Source organism: Bacteroidales bacterium (assembly GCA_013141385.1).
Classification (GTDB): domain Bacteria; phylum Bacteroidota; class Bacteroidia; order Bacteroidales; family Tenuifilaceae; genus UBA8529.
In genome coordinates, this window is record JABFRB010000045.1 from 15,593 (window position 1) to 32,251 (window position 16,659).

General features: G+C 35.8%; 12 protein-coding genes. 5 read left to right on the forward strand and 7 right to left on the reverse strand.

Annotation, left to right across the window (positions count from 1 at the left end; translation table 11 throughout):
• Positions 1-139: 139 nt before the first annotated feature.
• Positions 140-772, forward strand: a complete 633-nt coding sequence (locus HOO91_20295) for an O-antigen ligase family protein (protein ID NOU19906.1) — start codon at positions 140-142, stop codon at positions 770-772.
• Positions 773-828: 56 nt separating this feature from the next.
• On the opposite strand, the gene HOO91_20300 is transcribed toward HOO91_20295, so the two are convergent.
• A complete protein-coding gene (locus HOO91_20300) occupies positions 829-1,809 on the reverse strand; it encodes a hypothetical protein (GenBank protein ID NOU19907.1) in 981 nt (326 codons plus the stop codon).
• A 117-nt stretch (positions 1,810-1,926) separates the two neighbouring features.
• Between HOO91_20300 and galE the strand changes: the two genes are divergently transcribed.
• Positions 1,927-2,958 (forward strand): UDP-glucose 4-epimerase GalE, encoded by a 1,032-nt coding sequence (gene galE / locus HOO91_20305; GenBank protein NOU19908.1) that lies wholly within the window; start codon positions 1,927-1,929, stop codon positions 2,956-2,958.
• 66 nt (positions 2,959-3,024) lie between these two features.
• On the opposite strand, the gene HOO91_20310 is transcribed toward galE, so the two are convergent.
• The 6 genes from HOO91_20310 to HOO91_20335 form a co-directional block, all read right to left on the reverse strand.
• On the reverse strand, positions 3,025-4,188 hold the full coding sequence (locus HOO91_20310; protein NOU19909.1) for a sodium ion-translocating decarboxylase subunit beta: 1,164 nt from the start codon (positions 4,186-4,188) through the stop codon (positions 3,025-3,027).
• Between the two features lie 2 nt (positions 4,189-4,190).
• Positions 4,191-4,631, reverse strand: coding sequence for a biotin/lipoyl-binding protein (locus HOO91_20315; protein ID NOU19910.1), 441 nt, complete (start codon positions 4,629-4,631; stop codon positions 4,191-4,193).
• Positions 4,632-4,652: 21 nt separating this feature from the next.
• A complete protein-coding gene (locus HOO91_20320; protein NOU19911.1) occupies positions 4,653-5,078 on the reverse strand; it encodes an OadG family protein in 426 nt (141 codons plus the stop codon).
• Between the two features lie 18 nt (positions 5,079-5,096).
• A complete protein-coding gene (locus HOO91_20325; GenBank protein NOU19912.1) occupies positions 5,097-6,662 on the reverse strand; it encodes an acyl-CoA carboxylase subunit beta in 1,566 nt (521 codons plus the stop codon).
• Positions 6,663-6,686: 24 nt separating this feature from the next.
• A complete protein-coding gene (gene mce, locus HOO91_20330; GenBank protein ID NOU19913.1) occupies positions 6,687-7,097 on the reverse strand; it encodes a methylmalonyl-CoA epimerase in 411 nt (136 codons plus the stop codon).
• Positions 7,098-7,414: 317 nt separating this feature from the next.
• Positions 7,415-9,778: a glycoside hydrolase family 92 protein gene (locus HOO91_20335; GenBank protein NOU19914.1), complete on the reverse strand. Its 2,364-nt coding sequence runs from the start codon at positions 9,776-9,778 to the stop codon at positions 7,415-7,417.
• A 125-nt stretch (positions 9,779-9,903) separates the two neighbouring features.
• Between HOO91_20335 and HOO91_20340 the strand changes: the two genes are divergently transcribed.
• The 3 genes from HOO91_20340 (at position 9,904) to HOO91_20350 (ending at position 16,633) form a co-directional block, all read left to right on the forward strand.
• Positions 9,904-11,094 carry an MFS transporter gene (locus HOO91_20340; protein NOU19915.1) on the forward strand — a complete coding sequence of 397 codons (1,191 nt, stop codon included), beginning with the start codon at positions 9,904-9,906 and terminating at the stop codon, positions 11,092-11,094.
• Between the two features lie 189 nt (positions 11,095-11,283).
• Positions 11,284-13,707 (forward strand): FtsX-like permease family protein, encoded by a 2,424-nt coding sequence (locus HOO91_20345; GenBank protein NOU19916.1) that lies wholly within the window; start codon positions 11,284-11,286, stop codon positions 13,705-13,707.
• Between the two features lie 493 nt (positions 13,708-14,200).
• Positions 14,201-16,633: an FtsX-like permease family protein gene (locus HOO91_20350; protein NOU19917.1), complete on the forward strand. Its 2,433-nt coding sequence runs from the start codon at positions 14,201-14,203 to the stop codon at positions 16,631-16,633.
• Positions 16,634-16,659: the final 26 nt, after the last annotated feature.

Here is a 16,659-nt window from a genome sequence, read left to right on the forward strand (position 1 = left end):
CTCCTTTTTAAATCATCCTTCGTACCTATCTATGTTTTTTACATTTTCAATAGCCATACTATTTTTGCTTATTAAAAATAATAAACAAGGAATAAAGTTCGCATTATTTTACATTTTTATTATTCTATATTTCACATTTATGATCTATTTACTATCATCTAGAACTGGTTTATTTGCAACATCTATAGTTGAAGTGATTGGATTTACATGGATTTCCCATAAAAAAGTTGGTATACTATTAAAAATTATAGTGATATCCGTTATTCCTATTTTTTTAATAGTAGTTATTGGAATGAACAAACGAATAAATCAGATAGATAAGACAAATAAGAATATTTATGAAAGTAGAACCTCTATAAGATATTATGTAAATAAGGTATTTGATGAAAGGATTGGTATTTGGAAATGTGTACCTTCTTTAATTATAAAACAACCTATATTAGGCTATGGTGTTGGAGATGCTAAAAGCGTATTACAAAACGAATACGAAAAAAGAAATATGATAGATGGCTTAAAATCCAGATATAATGCACATAATCAGTTTTTAGAAACACTTATTGGTTTAGGATTTGTTGGTTTTTTTTCCCTTCTATTACTTTTTATATATCCTATTTTTCGATTGATTAGAAAGGGAAATAACTTTATTGAATTGATGTTTCTTGGAATACTTAGCATTAATTTTTTGTTTGAATCAATGCTTGAACGTGTTGCAGGAGTTATTTTCTTTGTATTATTCTACAGTTTATTCTTCTGCTTTAAAGAAACAGAATAATAACTATATAATTTGTCTAAAAAAAGAAAAAGCGGGATTATCCCGCTTTTTTAGTATTACTGATTTTTAATAAGATACCAAATTTTAGTTCGCAATTGCCAAATAAGAGAAGATAATAATCCAAATATTGCAAAAACTAATATCCAAGTTTTTAAAAATTTAATAAGAGGATTTTCTGCTTTTGAAAGTTGGGTGAAATCTTGAATGATTGTTATTGGGTCAGGGTTTAGGACAAGTTCTTTTTCAAGAGATAATTTTCTGTTATATAGACTTAAAATATCATTATGGTAGAGTTTTGCTTCTTTCTCATTAAGTACAATCATTTGACTATTACCCCCTTTTTGCATTTTGGGAACTTCAAAATACTGCACTTTTTGGAGGCTATCAAGTTTATTGATTTCACTTTGATATTCTGTAATCATACTTTTTGTTTGCTGTATCCTTACCTCATTATTTTGGAGAATAAACGGATTTGTACTTATGTACTTCTTAATTCCGTCTCTTACGTTTGAGAAAATGGATTCATCATATACACTAATTCTTAAATAAAACACATCGGATAACCTTTTTTGTGTTGTATCTTTGGGGTTATAGGTTTTATTATAATCAATATAATCAGCAATTATATCTTTATTGATATCTATTCCATAAAATGCTTCAATAGATCTAATCTTTTCTGCCTCCTTAGACGAAGTACCTAAATAACTACTTAGTGCATTATAGTTTTTATTCTCGAATAGATCGTTAAGTAAATTGATTGAATTAACAATAACACTATTGTTCATTGAATTAGAACGAGCAACCATTTCTGATGAATAGAACCTTGGGGTAGTATTATAGAAATAGTAACCCACAAATCCTCCAATAAGAGAAAAGGATAATATCCATATTGACTTTCTAATTAGTAGCAAAAAAAAGGATCTAATAAGCTCAAGAATCCAATAGGAAAATTTCTTTATCCCTAATCCAATTCTGCTGAACAGTTCTAAGAGATCAATTTCATCAGTAGGTCTCTGGTTTTGAATCTGATTATCCATAAATTGATTTTATTTTTGATTACGAAAATACTAATTTATTATTCATTTAGTGAATAAACTATATATTTTAGTGTAAAATTGTATGGGTTGAATTTTTTATATTTACCAAAAAAAGTAATGAAAAATGTTTTACTTACTGGTGGGACTGGTTACATTGGCTCGCACACTGCTGTTGAGTTGATTCTGTCTGGCTATAATGTTGTAATAGTTGATAATTTTTGCAATTCAAGTATTGATTCAATAGAGGGAATTCGAAGGATTACGGGTGTAAGACCCGAGTTTATTAAAGCTGATTGCTCCGATTTTTCTCAAATGGAAAACCTATTTGATAAATACAATGGCTTTAATTCAATTATTCATTTTGCAGCATTAAAGGCAGTTGGAGAATCCGTTGAAAAACCTTTGGAGTATTATCACAACAATATATTTTCGCTAATTAATCTATTACAGTTATTGCAAAGAGGCGGAGGAGGGAATATCGTTTTTTCTAGTTCTTGCACTGTTTATGGGCAACCAGAAAAACTTCCCGTTACAGAGAATTCACCTTATTTGCCAGCATTTTCGCCTTATGGAAATACTAAAAAAATTGCTGAGGATATTTTAAGTGATACTATTAAGGCAAAAACTAACATTAAAGGAATTGCTCTGAGATACTTTAACCCAATTGGTGCCCACCCATCAGCAGAAATAGGTGAATTACCTCTTGGTAAGCCAGATAATTTAGTTCCTTTTATTACACAAACAGCAATTGGTCTAAGAGAAAAATTGCAGATTTTCGGAAACGACTATGATTCCGTTGACGGAACAGCAATTCGCGATTATTTCCATGTAGTTGATTTAGCGAAAGCACATATTCTTGCACTTAAAAGGCTTGAGGATAATAAGAATAAGAGCGGGTTTGAATTTTTCAATATTGGCGCAGGGAAAGGTGTAACTGTGCTTGAAATAGTAAAAACTTTTGAAAAAGTAAGTGGCGTTAAGCTGAATTATGAGATTGTAGGACGTAGGTTAGGGGATGTTGAGAAAGTTTGGGCTGATACCTCACTTGCACAAGCCGAACTCGGTTGGAAAATGCAGCATACCTTGGATGATGCTTTACTTACTGCTTGGAATTGGGAAAAGAGGTTGAGAGAAAGGAAAGGTAAATGATAAATATTTGGTAAGCACAACTAAAAAAGAAATCCCAGAAAAATTCTGGGATTTCTCTCTATTAGGTTAGATGAAGTAGCTTATTAGGACACCCGCTACGAGAGTACTAGCTATCACGCCTGCTACGCTAGGTCCCATTGCGTGCATTAGTAAATGGTTGTTTTTATCATATTCTAAGCCCACAATCTGCGATGCCCTTGCGCTATCAGGTACAGCAGAAACACCAGCATTTCCGATTAAAGGGTTAATTCTATTGTCGGGCTTGAGGAATAGGTTTAGAACTTTTACGAAGATTATGCCAATAATCGTTGAAACGATAAATGATATTGTTCCAATCAATATAATCCAAATAATCTTATTTGAACTAAAAATGCTACTTTGAACCGATATACCAACCGTAAATCCAATAAGAATGGTGATTATATCAATCATTGGACCTTTGGCGGTTTCGGCAAGACGTTTTGTTACTGCGCTCTCCTTTAATAGGTTTCCGAAGAAAAGCATTCCAAGTAAAGGTAATGAAGCTGGAACAACAAACGCGGTTAACAGCAATCCAAATATAGGGAAAAGAACCTTCTCCAATTGTGTGACCTGACGTGGAGGTTTCATCTTGATTAACCTCTCATTTTTAGTTGTCAAAAATTTCATAATTGGAGGTTGTAGTACAATCACAAGTGCCATTAAGATGTAGGTGGTAATTGCGATTGATCCCAATAAATCTGGTGTAAGTTTTGATGAGAGGAAGATTGCCACAGTACCATTTGCACTTCCTATCATTCCGATTGTACTGGCCTCCGCATGGGTGAGTCCAAAACTTGAGGAGATAAGAAACGAAGCAAGTATTCCTAATTGTGCGAATGCCCCAATCAGTATTAATTTAGGGTTAGATATTATTGAACTGAAATCGGTCATAGCGCCTAACCCTAAAAATATTAAGGCTGGGTATAGCCCGTGAGTTAACCCATATTGAAGTTGGTTTAGGACACTTCCTTGTATATCAACTCCAATTTGAAGCCCATGAGGTAGTGGAATATTCCCAATGATTATCCCAAATCCGATTGGGATAAGGAGGAGTGGCTCGCGTTCTTTTACAATTGCTAAATAGATAAGAGCAAGACCCAAACAAATCAAAATGAAATGACACCAAGATATGCCCGAAAATGAGGTAGAACTGATGAATTGTTGAAAACTACCCTGTAGTTGGGACGCGATACTAGTCGAATTTTCCATTTTTATTCTCCTATAATTATCAGAACATCACCTTCCAGAACGTTATCACCTTTTTTCACTTTAACCTCGGTAACACGCCCTTCCTTATCAGAGTCAATATTGTTTTCCATCTTCATCGCCTCAAGTACAAGGATTTTTTGCCCTCGTTTAACCATATCTCCTATTTTGATATGAACATCGAGTATAACCCCAGGTAATGGAGATTTTATGGAACCAGTTGTTGCAACGCCAGGGCTTTGTGTTTTAGCTAATGTTGGGTGTGTATCTGTGGATGGTACAGATGCTGCACGAACCAGCTTTGGCGTTTTTGTCTGCTTGAGTTCCTTGTCAATCTCAACCTTATAAGGAGTTCCGTTTACTTCCAGTTCAGCTGTAGTTCCATCTATATTGGTAATATTTACATTGTAATCATTACCATTTATTTTGAATTTGAATTCTTTCATGAAAAGATCGGTTTTTGAAGATTATTTTCGAGGGATTTGTCTTAAACCATAAATTTTTGAACTCCAAGGTGAGTAGCTCTTAGCAGCCCTATTTATAGTAAGTATTGTCGACTCGTGATCGTGCTGCTCTGTTTCGTATAGGTAAAGCGCAGTCGATATTGCTGCAAATACTTCACCTGATATTTCCTCATGAACTGCAGTTTTGCCTTCTAGTGCTGCAGTTGCTTCCTTATTCTTCTTTTGCTTACCAACTGTGTATATATTTATTATCTTTAAAATAATGTACATAACGAATAATAAAAGAAGAACAATGATTAGCGAAGCTAAAATCATACCAGTACCAGAACCTTGACTCAACTGGTTGGCTTCAACACTCTGAGCAGAACTGAAAAACCCAATGATTACCAACCCAACTGTGAATGCAATTTTCTTTGCTAACATTTTCATAGTTTGCATTTTGTTTGATTATAATGGTAGGTTTGAGTGTTTCTTTGGAGGATTTACATCCTTTTTGGTTGCAAGTGCCTGTAATGCCCTTATTATCCTAAAACGGGTATTTCGGGGTTCAATAACATCATCGATGTATCCAAATTTTGCTGCAACGTATGGGTTAGCAAATTTCTCTTTGTATTCTGCCTCTTTTCTAACCAAAAGTTCAACTTTTGCCTTCTCATCCTCGATATTGTCGAGTTCGCGACTTAGAAGAACTTCAATAGCACCTTTAGGACCCATTACAGCAATTTCTGCACTTGGCCAAGCGTAGTTAATATCACCACGTAGATGCTTGGAACTCATAACATCATATGCACCTCCATAAGCTTTTCGGAGAATAACTGTAATTTTGGGAACAGTGGCTTCGCCAAAAGCATAAAGCAATTTAGCACCATGAATAATAATACCATTGTATTCCTGACCTGTTCCTGGAAGGAATCCTGGGACATCAACCAAGGTGACAATGGGAATATTAAATGCATCGCAGAAACGAACAAAACGTGCGGCCTTGCGTGAGGCATTAATATCAAGTACCCCTGCAAGATATTTTGGTTGATTTGCAACCACTCCAACCGATTGACCATTAAATCTAGCAAATCCAATAAAAATATTTGGAGCATAATCACGCTGAACCTCTAAATATTCCCCATTATCAGCAATAGAACTTATAACATCTTTCATGTCATAAGGCTTATTTGCATTATCGGGAATAATTTCGTTCAATGAATCATCGAGCCTATCAATAGGATCTGTACAAGAAACTAATGGTGGCTCTTCAAGATTATTTTGGGGGAGATAACTTAATAACTTTCTAAGAAGCATTATGCCTTCCTCTTCATTCTCAGATACAAAATGGGCTACGCCTGATTTTGTTGAATGTACAGAGGCTCCACCGAGTTCTTCGGACGTAACCGTTTCACCCGTAACCGTTTTTACCACTTTGGGACCAGTTACAAACATATAGCTTGTATCCTTGTTCATCATTATAAAATCGGTGAGAGCTGGTGAGTAAACAGCACCTCCAGCGCAAGGGCCAAAAATTGCAGATAGCTGAGGAATTACACCTGATGCAAGGATATTACGTTCAAAAATTTCTGCATAACCTCCAAGGCTATTCACACCCTCTTGAATACGAGCACCTCCTGAATCGTTAATTCCAATTACAGGAGCACCAACCTTCATAGCCTTATCCATTATCTTGCAGATTTTAGCTGCAAACATTTCGGATAGAGAGCCTCCAAAAACTGTAAAATCTTGTGAGAAAACGTATACTAAACGACCATCAATTGTACCATAGCCTGTTACTACACCATCGGAAAGGTATGATTCTTTCTCCAATCCAAAATCGATACAACGGTGTGACACAAACATATCAAATTCCTCGAAACTACCCTCATCAAGAAGCATGTTTAACCTCTCCCGAGCAGTAAATTTCCCTTTTTTGTGTTGGGCTTCAATTCTCTTTTCCCCTCCTCCAAGTTTTGCTTTTTCGCGGAGGGCGATTAGTTCCTGAATTTTCTTTTCCTGACTTGTACTCATTTTTGTGTGTGCTTTATCATGGGATTATTTATTCTTGTCTTCACAAAGTTCGGTAAGAACGCTTAGGGTAGATTTAGGATGTAGGAACGCAATATTTAAACCCTCAGCTCCTTTTCGGGGAGTTTTATCGATAAGGGTTACACCGTTTTTTTCGGTCTCCTCTAATGCTCCTTCAATATTTTTTACAGCAAAGGCCATGTGATGAAATCCTTCGCCTTTCTTTTCGATGAATTTGCCAATTGGGCCTTCAGGATCGGTTGATTCTAAAAGTTCAATTTTTGTTTGACCAACCATAAAGAAGGCGGTTTTTACTTTTTGATCTTTAACCTCTTCAACATTGTAACATTTAAGTCCATAGACTTTTTCATAAAAAGCAATTGCTTCGTCAAGATTTTTGACTGCAATTCCAATGTGTTCAATATGTGATAATTGCATAATTTTGGTTTTTTGTTTTTATTGATACAAAAGTAAATCCTTTGATTTGATTATATGTATGAAATATGTTGTGTATTTTATTGTTATGCAACATAGATGTAAAGCATGAAAATGAGAAATTAGTATTTTTTTGAGATAGATTTGTGGAGAATTTAGATGGGAGTAGTAAGTGAAAAGTAGCAACTACCAAGTGGAAAAGGGATGGTTTTACAAATTATCGCAAAATGCGATTAAATTGTACAAGATATTTTTTGGTTTGATGAGGTATTAGCTACCAATAACCATCCCTGTTTTCTTATGTCTTAAATCTTTCTAACTTAAACATCCTTGCTCATTGAATATGGTGATAGTTTCCCTTCAACGCCCCATTTCTTATTCGGTTTTTTTCCCATCTTAAAAACCAATTCCCCACCATCAATCAAATCGGTGTGAGTAATCCAAGCGTTTAAAAGTGGTTTGCCATTGAGTGTGGCGGATTGAATGTACCTATTTTCATTATTCACGCCATCGGCCTTAATGGTTAGTACCTTTCCATTCTCAAGCGTTACGCTTAAATAGGGTAGGTAGGGCGCACCAATTATATACTGGTTACTTCCGGGGCAAACTGGGTAAAAACCCATTGCGCTGAATATGTACCATGCGGACATCTGCCCACAATCATCGTTGCCGCAAAGACCATCGGGTTTGTTAAGGTACATCCTGTTAATCACGTTACGCACAATCTCCTGAGTTTTCCAAGGCTGCCCAGCATAAACAAACATGTAGGCTACATGGTGGCTTGGCTCGTTGCCATGCACGTAATTACCCATAATCCCAACTTTATCAATATCCTCGGTATTTTCGTAGTACTTGGGGGGTAAAGTCATTGTGAAAAGGGAATCGAGATGCTGGGTAAATCTGGCCTTTCCCCCTGATAGATTTATCAAATTACTGATATCATGGGGAACAAATAGGCTATAATTCCACGCATTACCCTCAATAAAGCCCATATCGTGAGTTTGGAGCGGATCGAATGGTGTAATAAACTTCCCATCCTTATCCTTGGCCCTAGCAAAGCCAGTTTTGGTATCGAAGATATTTGCATAGGACATTGCTCTCTTTTTGAAAGTGCTGACAATGTCAATTTTGCCCATTTTGTTTGCCATTTGGTAGATTGTCCAATCATCATAGGCATACTCAAGGGTTACAGAGGCTGAACTTGAACTCCTTTCTTTTGGCAAGTAACCATACTTAGTATAATCATCAATTCCATCATATTTTAGGTAGGTTGCGCTGCTTACCATTGCTTTTAGTGCCAGTTCACTATCAAACCCTTTGATACCCTTCATATAGGCATCGGCAATAACGGGAACGGCATGGTAGCCAATCATGCACCAATTATCGTTTCCCCAATGCGACCAAACGGGAAGAATCCCATGAACGCTCTGCTTGTAATGTTCAAGCATGGAGTTAACCATGTCGCCTGCTCTGGTTGGTTCGAGCAGCGTCATTAGCGGATGAAAAGCCCTAAAGGTGTCCCATAGCGAAAAAACGGTGTAGTTTGTAAACCCATTTGCCTGATGAATATTACCATCGAGCCCTTTGTATTTCCCATCAACATCCATAAAAATTGTGGGACAGAGCATGCAATGGTAAAGTGCTGTATAGAAATTAACCTTTTCATCATTTGTTCCATCAACCCGTATTCTACTGAGCTCTTGCTCCCAAAGGTTTTTTACTTTTGATAGAGTTTTATCGAAATTATTGGATGCAACTTCAGCCCTAAGATTTTCCATTGCCCCAATTGTGCTAACCCCCGAAATTGCAACCTTTACCTCAAGCGTGTCGATACTTCCAAATGTAAAGTAGGCTTTTACCTTATGACCCGATCTTTCAGGAAAGTTATTATCCATTTGCCAACGCCGCCAGAATCCACGATAAACCTCCTTTTCATCGTTTCTTAACCCGAATGATTTAAATGGTTTTGAAAATTTTATGGCAAAGTAGATAAATCTATTTCGTGCCCAACCGTTGGTTTGCCTATAACCAGTGATGATTGAATCGTTTTCAACCCTTATTGATGCCCAAATAACCTTCCCATCGTAACCATAAATTCCGTGAACTAGATCCAAGATTACATTTGCATCCTTATCTTTTGGGTAAACATATCGATGATGTCCAACCCTAGCGGTTGCGGTTAGCTCCGCTTTGATCTTATAATCTTCAAGAAAAACGGAGTAGTATCCTGCTGAAGTTTTTTCGGTAGATTTAGAGTATCTGCTTCGGTAACCAGAGTTTGGTTTAGATACAATGCCGGGATTTAATCTGATTTCGCCTGTAGTTGGCATTATTAGGATATCACCTAAATCGGAATGCCCTGTACCATGTAAATGAGTATGCGAAAATCCAACAATGGTTGGATCATCGTATTGATAACCAGAGCAGTATCTGTAAACCTCCTTGTTATAGCCTTGTCCATAGGTGTATTGTGCAGTGTCGGTATCGGGACTTAGCTGAACCATTCCAAAAGGTGCTGTTGCACCGGGATAGCAATGCCCCATATCCTTTGTTCCAATTAATGGATTTACGTATTGAGAAACACTTTCAGTCCTTTTTTTAGTTTGATTATCTTGAGCAATAAGATGATTCCATGTGCCCAACAGAAATAAAATCGAAATTATTTGAAAACAAGTTCTTTTCATTTCAATTCATTTTTTAAATTTCACTTTAGAAATATTTAATATTAGGTGATAAAAATAATAATTCCTAAATTGATTTAGCACATTAATTATTAACTATTTACAATTTATTTAATTACCTGATAATCATGCCAAAATTTTTAACCAAAGCAATTATCCTCCTTTCATTTGTGAGCCTTTTTACTGATGTCGCTAGCGAGATGCTTTACCCAATTATGCCTGTTTTCCTAAAATCAATAGGCTTTTCTGTTATCCTAATAGGAATACTCGAAGGACTTGCAGAGGCAACGGCAGGAATAAGTAAAGGATATTTTGGACACTTATCTGACAAAATTGGCAAAAGAGTCCCCTTTGTTCGTTGGGGCTATACCATGAGCGCATTTTCAAAGCCAATGATGGCAATCTTTCAATTCCCGATATGGATTTTCTTTTCCCGAACCCTTGATAGACTGGGAAAAGGAGTAAGAAACAGCTCTCGTGATGCTTTACTTAGCGATGAGTCTACTCCTGAGACAAAAGGGAAGGTATTCGGCTTTCACCGAGGGATGGATACCCTTGGTGCTGCCATTGGGCCATTTATAGCTTTGATTTTCCTTTACTTTTACCCTGAGCAGTACCGTTGGTTATTTGTTATTGCTTTTTTGCCAGGTATAATTGCAATTAGCCTCACATGGCTATTAAAGGAGAAAGTTAAACCAAAAAAAGAATCACCAGTTAAAATCAAACAAGGTTTTTTCTCGTTTTTAGGATACTGGAAGGTTGGGAGTAGCCAGTACAAACTACTTATAATCGGTCTACTGGTTTTTGCCCTGTTCAATAGTTCAGATGTATTTCTTTTGTTGATGGTTAAACATCAGGGTTTCAGCGATACCCAGATGATAGGTCTATATATATTCTATAATCTTCTTTATGCATTGCTTTCCTATCCTGCTGGTTGGCTTGCAGATAAATTAGGTATGAAAAGGATAATGATTACTGGGTTATTCTTATTCTCGTTGGTTTACATGATGTTTGGTTTTGCATCGACCCTATATCATTTTGCGTTACTTTTTGGACTATATTCATTCTATGCTGCAGCAACCGAGGGTGTATCCAAAGCTTGGATAAGTAATTTAGCAAGCAAGGAACATACAGCTACAGCTATTGGATTTTATACGAGTTTTCAGAGTTTAGCCACTTTAATTGCTAGTAGCCTTGCAGGATTAATATGGTATGGAGCTAGCCCATTATTAATGTTTACAATTGCAGGTATGGGTGCTTTAATAGTTGCTGTTTACTTTACTTTGGCAATGAAAAGTAGTAACCCAACAGCTAATTGATTCAAGGTGTTATTTTAATACTACTAGTTCTTAATAACCTATTTTCAATTGTTCGATAGCGAACATCAACTGTTCGAATTAGTATACTAAAACTAACTAATTGGTTATTTATAGTGATTGTTTATCAATTAAATAGCATTGATGGCATTTTAGTTGAATAAACAAGCGAAATACCAAAATACTAAAACTATGTCGATTATTGATAGCTATTTAAAAACGGGATTTCGTAATCTAAGTAAATATAGGTTCTATTCTTTTATTAACATACTAGGACTTGCTATTGGGATTGCAGGAAGTTTGCTAATAGTCCTATATGTTTCAAATGAACTTAGTTACGATAAGTTCAATAAAGATTATGAGCAGATTTATAGAATAGTACTTAAAGGTCAAGTTAAGGGTGAACCAGTTAATATGGCTGTTTCTTGTGCTCCTATGGCTAGGGCATTGAAGAATGAAATCCCTGATGTTGAAAGTACTGCAAGAATAAGTAGAATGGGGGATTGGCTGATAGGTTCTGGCGATAGGAAATTCAATGAGGAAGAATTTCTTTTTACAGATTCTTCCTTCTTCGAAATGTTTAGCTATAAATTATTAAAAGGAGATCCAAAAAAGGTTCTTAGTCGCCCAAGGACAATGGTGATGACTCAAACAGCAGTGCGGAAATATTTTGGCAACGAAGATCCTATTGGTAAAAGTATTAGAGTAGAGAACGATACTACTCTTTTCGAAATCACTGGAATTATGGAGGATGTTCCTATTAATAGTCATTTTCATTTTTTACTTCTTGGTTCATTGAATTCATATCCAAGGCAGAGCGAAAATCCTATCTGGCTATCAAATAATTTTTACAATTATGTAAAGCTTAAAAAAGGTACCGATCCAAAGGAATTTCAACAAAAATTAAGAAATCTAGTGGTTAAATATATTGGACCACAGCTAAAACAGATTCTAAATCTTTCAATTGAAGATTTTGAAAAAAGCGGGAATTCTTATGGCTATTTTATTCAACCTTTAAAAGATATACATTTAACATCCAAATTAACAGGAGAGCTAGAAACGAATGGGAATATACTATATGTTTATATTTTCTCAGTCGTAGCAATTCTTATTTTGCTTATTGCTTGTATTAATTTTATGAATTTAGCAACTGCTAGATCGGCAACAAGAGCAAAAGAGGTAGGTCTTCGAAAAGTTGTGGGTTCTGGGAAAAATAGGCTGATTTTTCAGTTTTTATCCGAATCCATACTAGTGAGTTTTTTGGCCTTAATACTTGGATTGCTAATCGTAGAACTTGCCCTCCCTGCCTTTAATAACCTGCTTGAAATTAAGCTAACCATGGGTTATTTTGCAAAATGGTATATATTGCCTGGATTAATATCCTTTTCTTTAATAGTTGGACTTATATCAGGTTTATATCCATCACTATTTCTTGCTGCTTTTAACCCTATAAATGTGCTTAAGGGAAAAGTTAAGGCAGGTGCTAAAAGCGGTATGTTGAGAAAAATTTTGGTAGTTTCACAATTTACTGTAAGTATAAGCATTCTCCTAGCTACGGCTGTTTTATATCAACAATTGCGATATGTTCAGAACTATAATCTTGGCTTTAGTAAAGAGAATAGGTTGGTAATAAAGCGTTCAGATGGCTTGAAAAAAAATATGGATATTTTTAAACAAGAAGCATTAAAAGTACCTGGAGTTATTAGTATCGCAAATAGTAATGCAATGCCTGGAAAAAACTTTAGCCTAAATGGATTCCTTCTCGAGAATGATGCTAATACTGGAACAACTTACACAATTCAGCAAGCCTTTGTTTCTCCAGGGCTTGAAAAAACACTTGGATTACAGCTTGTTGAAGGTCGTTTTCTGAGTTCAGATATTCCTACCGATTCAAATGCTGTAATTATAAGCCAATCAACAGTTAAGGTTCTTGAACTTAAAGATCCTTTAAATCATAGGTTAATGTCACCAGGTCAACCACCCCGTTATTGGCAAATAGTGGGAGTTGTAAAGGATTTTCACATTGAATCTCTTCGTTCCAATATTTCGCCTGTTGCATTAACTTTTATGCCAGGTAATTTTGAGGGTATCGTTATCGCAAACATTGAACCAGGAAGGGAACAGAGTGCAATTAATGGTATGAAAGATATTTGGACAAAATTATCAGAATTCCCCTTTGAATACTACTTTCTTGATGATAGCTTAAACAAAATGTATAAAGGCGAGCAAAGAACTGGTATAATACTGATTTCATTCTCAATTTTAGCAATTATTATTTCATGCCTTGGTTTGTTGGGAATGGTATCTTTTATCACATCACTAAGGACAAAGGAGATAGCCATTCGCAAAACATTAGGTGCAGAAGAAACAAGTATTATCTCAATTCTATCTTCGGAGACATTACTTTTGATAGTATTTTCGACAGTTTTTGCTTGGATTATTTCATGGTTTGCTTTGAATAAATGGCTTCAGAATTTTGCATACCATACAAAGATTAGCCCATACCTATTCTTTGTAGTACCTATAATTATTACTATAATTTCTTTTATTACTATAAGTTTTGAGGTAATAAAAGCTACACGTAGAAATCCGGCAGATGTTCTAAAGTATGAATAATTATAGAAATAAACTTAAAAAAGTGACTGTTTCAAAATTTGAATATTTGGAAAATTTCTCATGAGGAAGTACGAATAAAATAGGGTGTCTCAAAAAGTTGATATGCACTCCAAAAGTTTTGTGTCTAACTTTTGGAGTGTTTTTTTATGGTAAAAAGGAATAACAGGAGGCATTGTGTTAGATTGTTACTTTGCCACGCTGAACGAGTTGAATTTCAATGGATACGCAGAAAACAACCATTTAACTATTGGATAATTAAATCCTTCGTTCTGCTCAAGATGACATTTTATGTCAACTAGCAAGTTACGTTCAACTTCTAGAAACTAGCTTTAGCTGCTTGAAAACCTTATTACAACCCATCATTTGGAGTATGTAAAACACAGGAAAAACAATTAGGTAAAAAAAAGAATGAGTTTTTGTTTTTCGTTAAATTTTTATTTCTAAAATTGTTAAAGCAAAAAGTTTTGAACTCTGAACTGAAAATCAAAATGTAATGACCATAATTGATAGCTATTTAAAGACTGGTTTTCGAAACCTTATTAAATACAAATTTTATTCAATAATTAATATTTTAGGGCTTGCTATTGGGATTGCAGGGAGTTTAATGATAACCCTGTATGTCTTGAATGAATTTAACTACGATAGGTTCAATAATGATTATGATCGAATATATAGAATAGCGCGTAAAGCTAAGATTAAAGGAGATCCAATTAGATCTGCATTGACTTGTGCTCCAATGGCAAACGCAATAATGAACGAATGCCCTGAGATTGAAAGCGTTACTCGGTTATCTAGGATGGGTGATTGGCTAATAGGTTCTGGTGATAGAAAATTCAATGAGGAGCAAGTCCTTTTTGCAGATTCAAGCCTTTTTGGGATGTTCAGCTTTAAGCTCATTAAGGGTGATCCTAAAAAGGTTCTATCCCGCCCCAGAACCATGGTGATGACCCAAACTGCGGTAAAAAAGTATTTTGGAAGCGAGGATCCTTTTGGTAAAAGTATTCGAGTGGGACAGGATACCACCCTATATGAAATTACGGGTATTATGGAGGATGTACCACCAAATAGCCATTTCCACTTTTTAATCCTTTGCTCCATAAACTCATACCCCCTTCGAAGTGAAAATCAGGTATGGACGGTAAATGAATTTTACAGTTATGTAAAACTTAGGAAGGGGGCTAGTCCCGAAATGTTTGAGCAAAAACTACACCATTTTGCAGCAAAATATATTGGGCCACGGGTTCAAATGTTTCTAAAGATTACCTTTGATGCTTTTGAGAAAAGTGGTAGCTATTATGGTTACTTTATCCAACCACTAAAAGGCATCCATTTAACATCTAATTTAACAGATGAGTTTGAATCCAATGGGGATAGCCTTTACGTTTATATTTTATCGGTAGCTGCAGTCCTAATTCTTCTGATTGCCTGTATCAATTTCATGAATCTAGCAACAGCCCGTTCGGCTACACGAGCTAAAGAGGTTGGATTGCGTAAAGTGGTTGGCTCTGATGCAAAAAGATTAGTGATACAATTCCTATCTGAATCGATTCTAGTAAGTTTTATAGCTCTGGCAATTGCATTGCTAATAGTAGAGCTTTTGCTGCCATCCTTTAATAACCTGTTGGGGATTAAGCTTTCCATGGGATACCTGTCAAAATGGTATATAATACCAAGCTTAATCAGCTTTTCAGTACTTGTAGGGCTTATATCGGGTTTCTACCCATCACTATTTCTTGCATCGTTCAAACCTATTAGCGTACTCAAGGGGAGAGTTAAGGCTGGGGCTAAAAGTGGGTTACTTCGGAGTATTCTGGTTATCTCTCAGTTTACAGTGTGTATAGTCATACTCCTAGCCACCACTGTGATATTCAAGCAGTTACGGTTTATGCAGAGTTATAATCTTGGTTTCAGCAAGGAGAATAAGCTGGTAGTAAAGCGCTCCGATGGACTTAAGAAAAACATAGATGCTTTTAAGGCAGAAGCTCTAAAAATACCAGGAGTTGTCAGCATTGCTAATAGTGATGTAATACCAGGCAGTAATTTTTCCCTTACCGGTTTTAACCTTGAGGGCGATGAAAATACTGAAACTCTCTATATTTGCCCTAGAGGTTATATTTCATTCGGGTACGAAAAAACGCTTGGACTTCAGCTGGTAGAAGGAAGATTTCTTAACCCAGACATAGCCACCGATTCAAGTGCTATTGTAATAAGCCAGGCTACAGCAAAGGTGCTTGGGCTCGAAAATCCCTTACAGCGGAGGTTAATATCTTCTAGAGGTGATAATTCGGTAAAATATTACTGGCGGATAGTCGGTGTTGTAAAGGATTTCCATATAGCATCGTTAAAAGCTAGTATTTCACCGATTACCCTAACGATTATGCCTGGGAACTGGGAGGGAGTTGTAATTGCCGATATTCAACCTGACAATGTGCAGAATGCAATAAATGGTCTTCGGGCAATTTGGGAAAAAATGTCGGAGTACCCATTTGAGTATTATTTCCTCGATGACAGCCTTGCGAATATGTATAAAGGAGAGAGACGAACAGGAATAATCCTTATTTCATTTTCTATCCTTGCAATTATTATTTCATGTCTTGGTTTGTTGGGAATGGTATCTTTTACCACATCATTAAGAACAAAGGAGATAGCAATTCGTAAAACTTTAGGAGCTGAAGAAAAGAGCATTATCTCTGTACTCTCTTCTGAAACATTACGTTTGATAGTATTCTCAACAATTATTGCTTGGGTTATTTCATGGTTTGCTCTGAATAAATGGCTACAGAATTTTGCCTACCACACAAAGATTAACCCGTATCTATTTGTTGCAGTACCTGCAATTATTACTATAATTTCTTTTGTTACTATAAGTTTTGAGGTAATAAAAGCTACACGGAGAAATCCGGCAGATGTTCTAAGATATGAATAACGATAATGGAACTAGCAAAAAAAACA

What these genes read in the sequence shown, in the direction of transcription:
- HOO91_20295 (NOU19906.1), top strand. Translation starts at nt 140, where the DNA reads ATGATCTATTTACTATCATCTAGAACTGGTTTATTTGCAACATCTATA.
- HOO91_20300 (NOU19907.1), bottom strand. Translation starts at nt 1,809, where the DNA reads ATGGATAATCAGATTCAAAACCAGAGACCTACTGATGAAATTGATCTC.
- galE (NOU19908.1), top strand. Translation starts at nt 1,927, where the DNA reads ATGAAAAATGTTTTACTTACTGGTGGGACTGGTTACATTGGCTCGCAC.
- HOO91_20310 (NOU19909.1), bottom strand. Translation starts at nt 4,188, where the DNA reads ATGGAAAATTCGACTAGTATCGCGTCCCAACTACAGGGTAGTTTTCAA.
- HOO91_20315 (NOU19910.1), bottom strand. Translation starts at nt 4,631, where the DNA reads ATGAAAGAATTCAAATTCAAAATAAATGGTAATGATTACAATGTAAAT.
- HOO91_20320 (NOU19911.1), bottom strand. Translation starts at nt 5,078, where the DNA reads ATGAAAATGTTAGCAAAGAAAATTGCATTCACAGTTGGGTTGGTAATC.
- HOO91_20325 (NOU19912.1), bottom strand. Translation starts at nt 6,662, where the DNA reads ATGAGTACAAGTCAGGAAAAGAAAATTCAGGAACTAATCGCCCTCCGC.
- mce (NOU19913.1), bottom strand. Translation starts at nt 7,097, where the DNA reads ATGCAATTATCACATATTGAACACATTGGAATTGCAGTCAAAAATCTT.
- HOO91_20335 (NOU19914.1), bottom strand. Translation starts at nt 9,778, where the DNA reads ATGAAAAGAACTTGTTTTCAAATAATTTCGATTTTATTTCTGTTGGGC.
- HOO91_20340 (NOU19915.1), top strand. Translation starts at nt 9,904, where the DNA reads ATGCCAAAATTTTTAACCAAAGCAATTATCCTCCTTTCATTTGTGAGC.
- HOO91_20345 (NOU19916.1), top strand. Translation starts at nt 11,284, where the DNA reads ATGTCGATTATTGATAGCTATTTAAAAACGGGATTTCGTAATCTAAGT.
- HOO91_20350 (NOU19917.1), top strand. Translation starts at nt 14,201, where the DNA reads ATGACCATAATTGATAGCTATTTAAAGACTGGTTTTCGAAACCTTATT.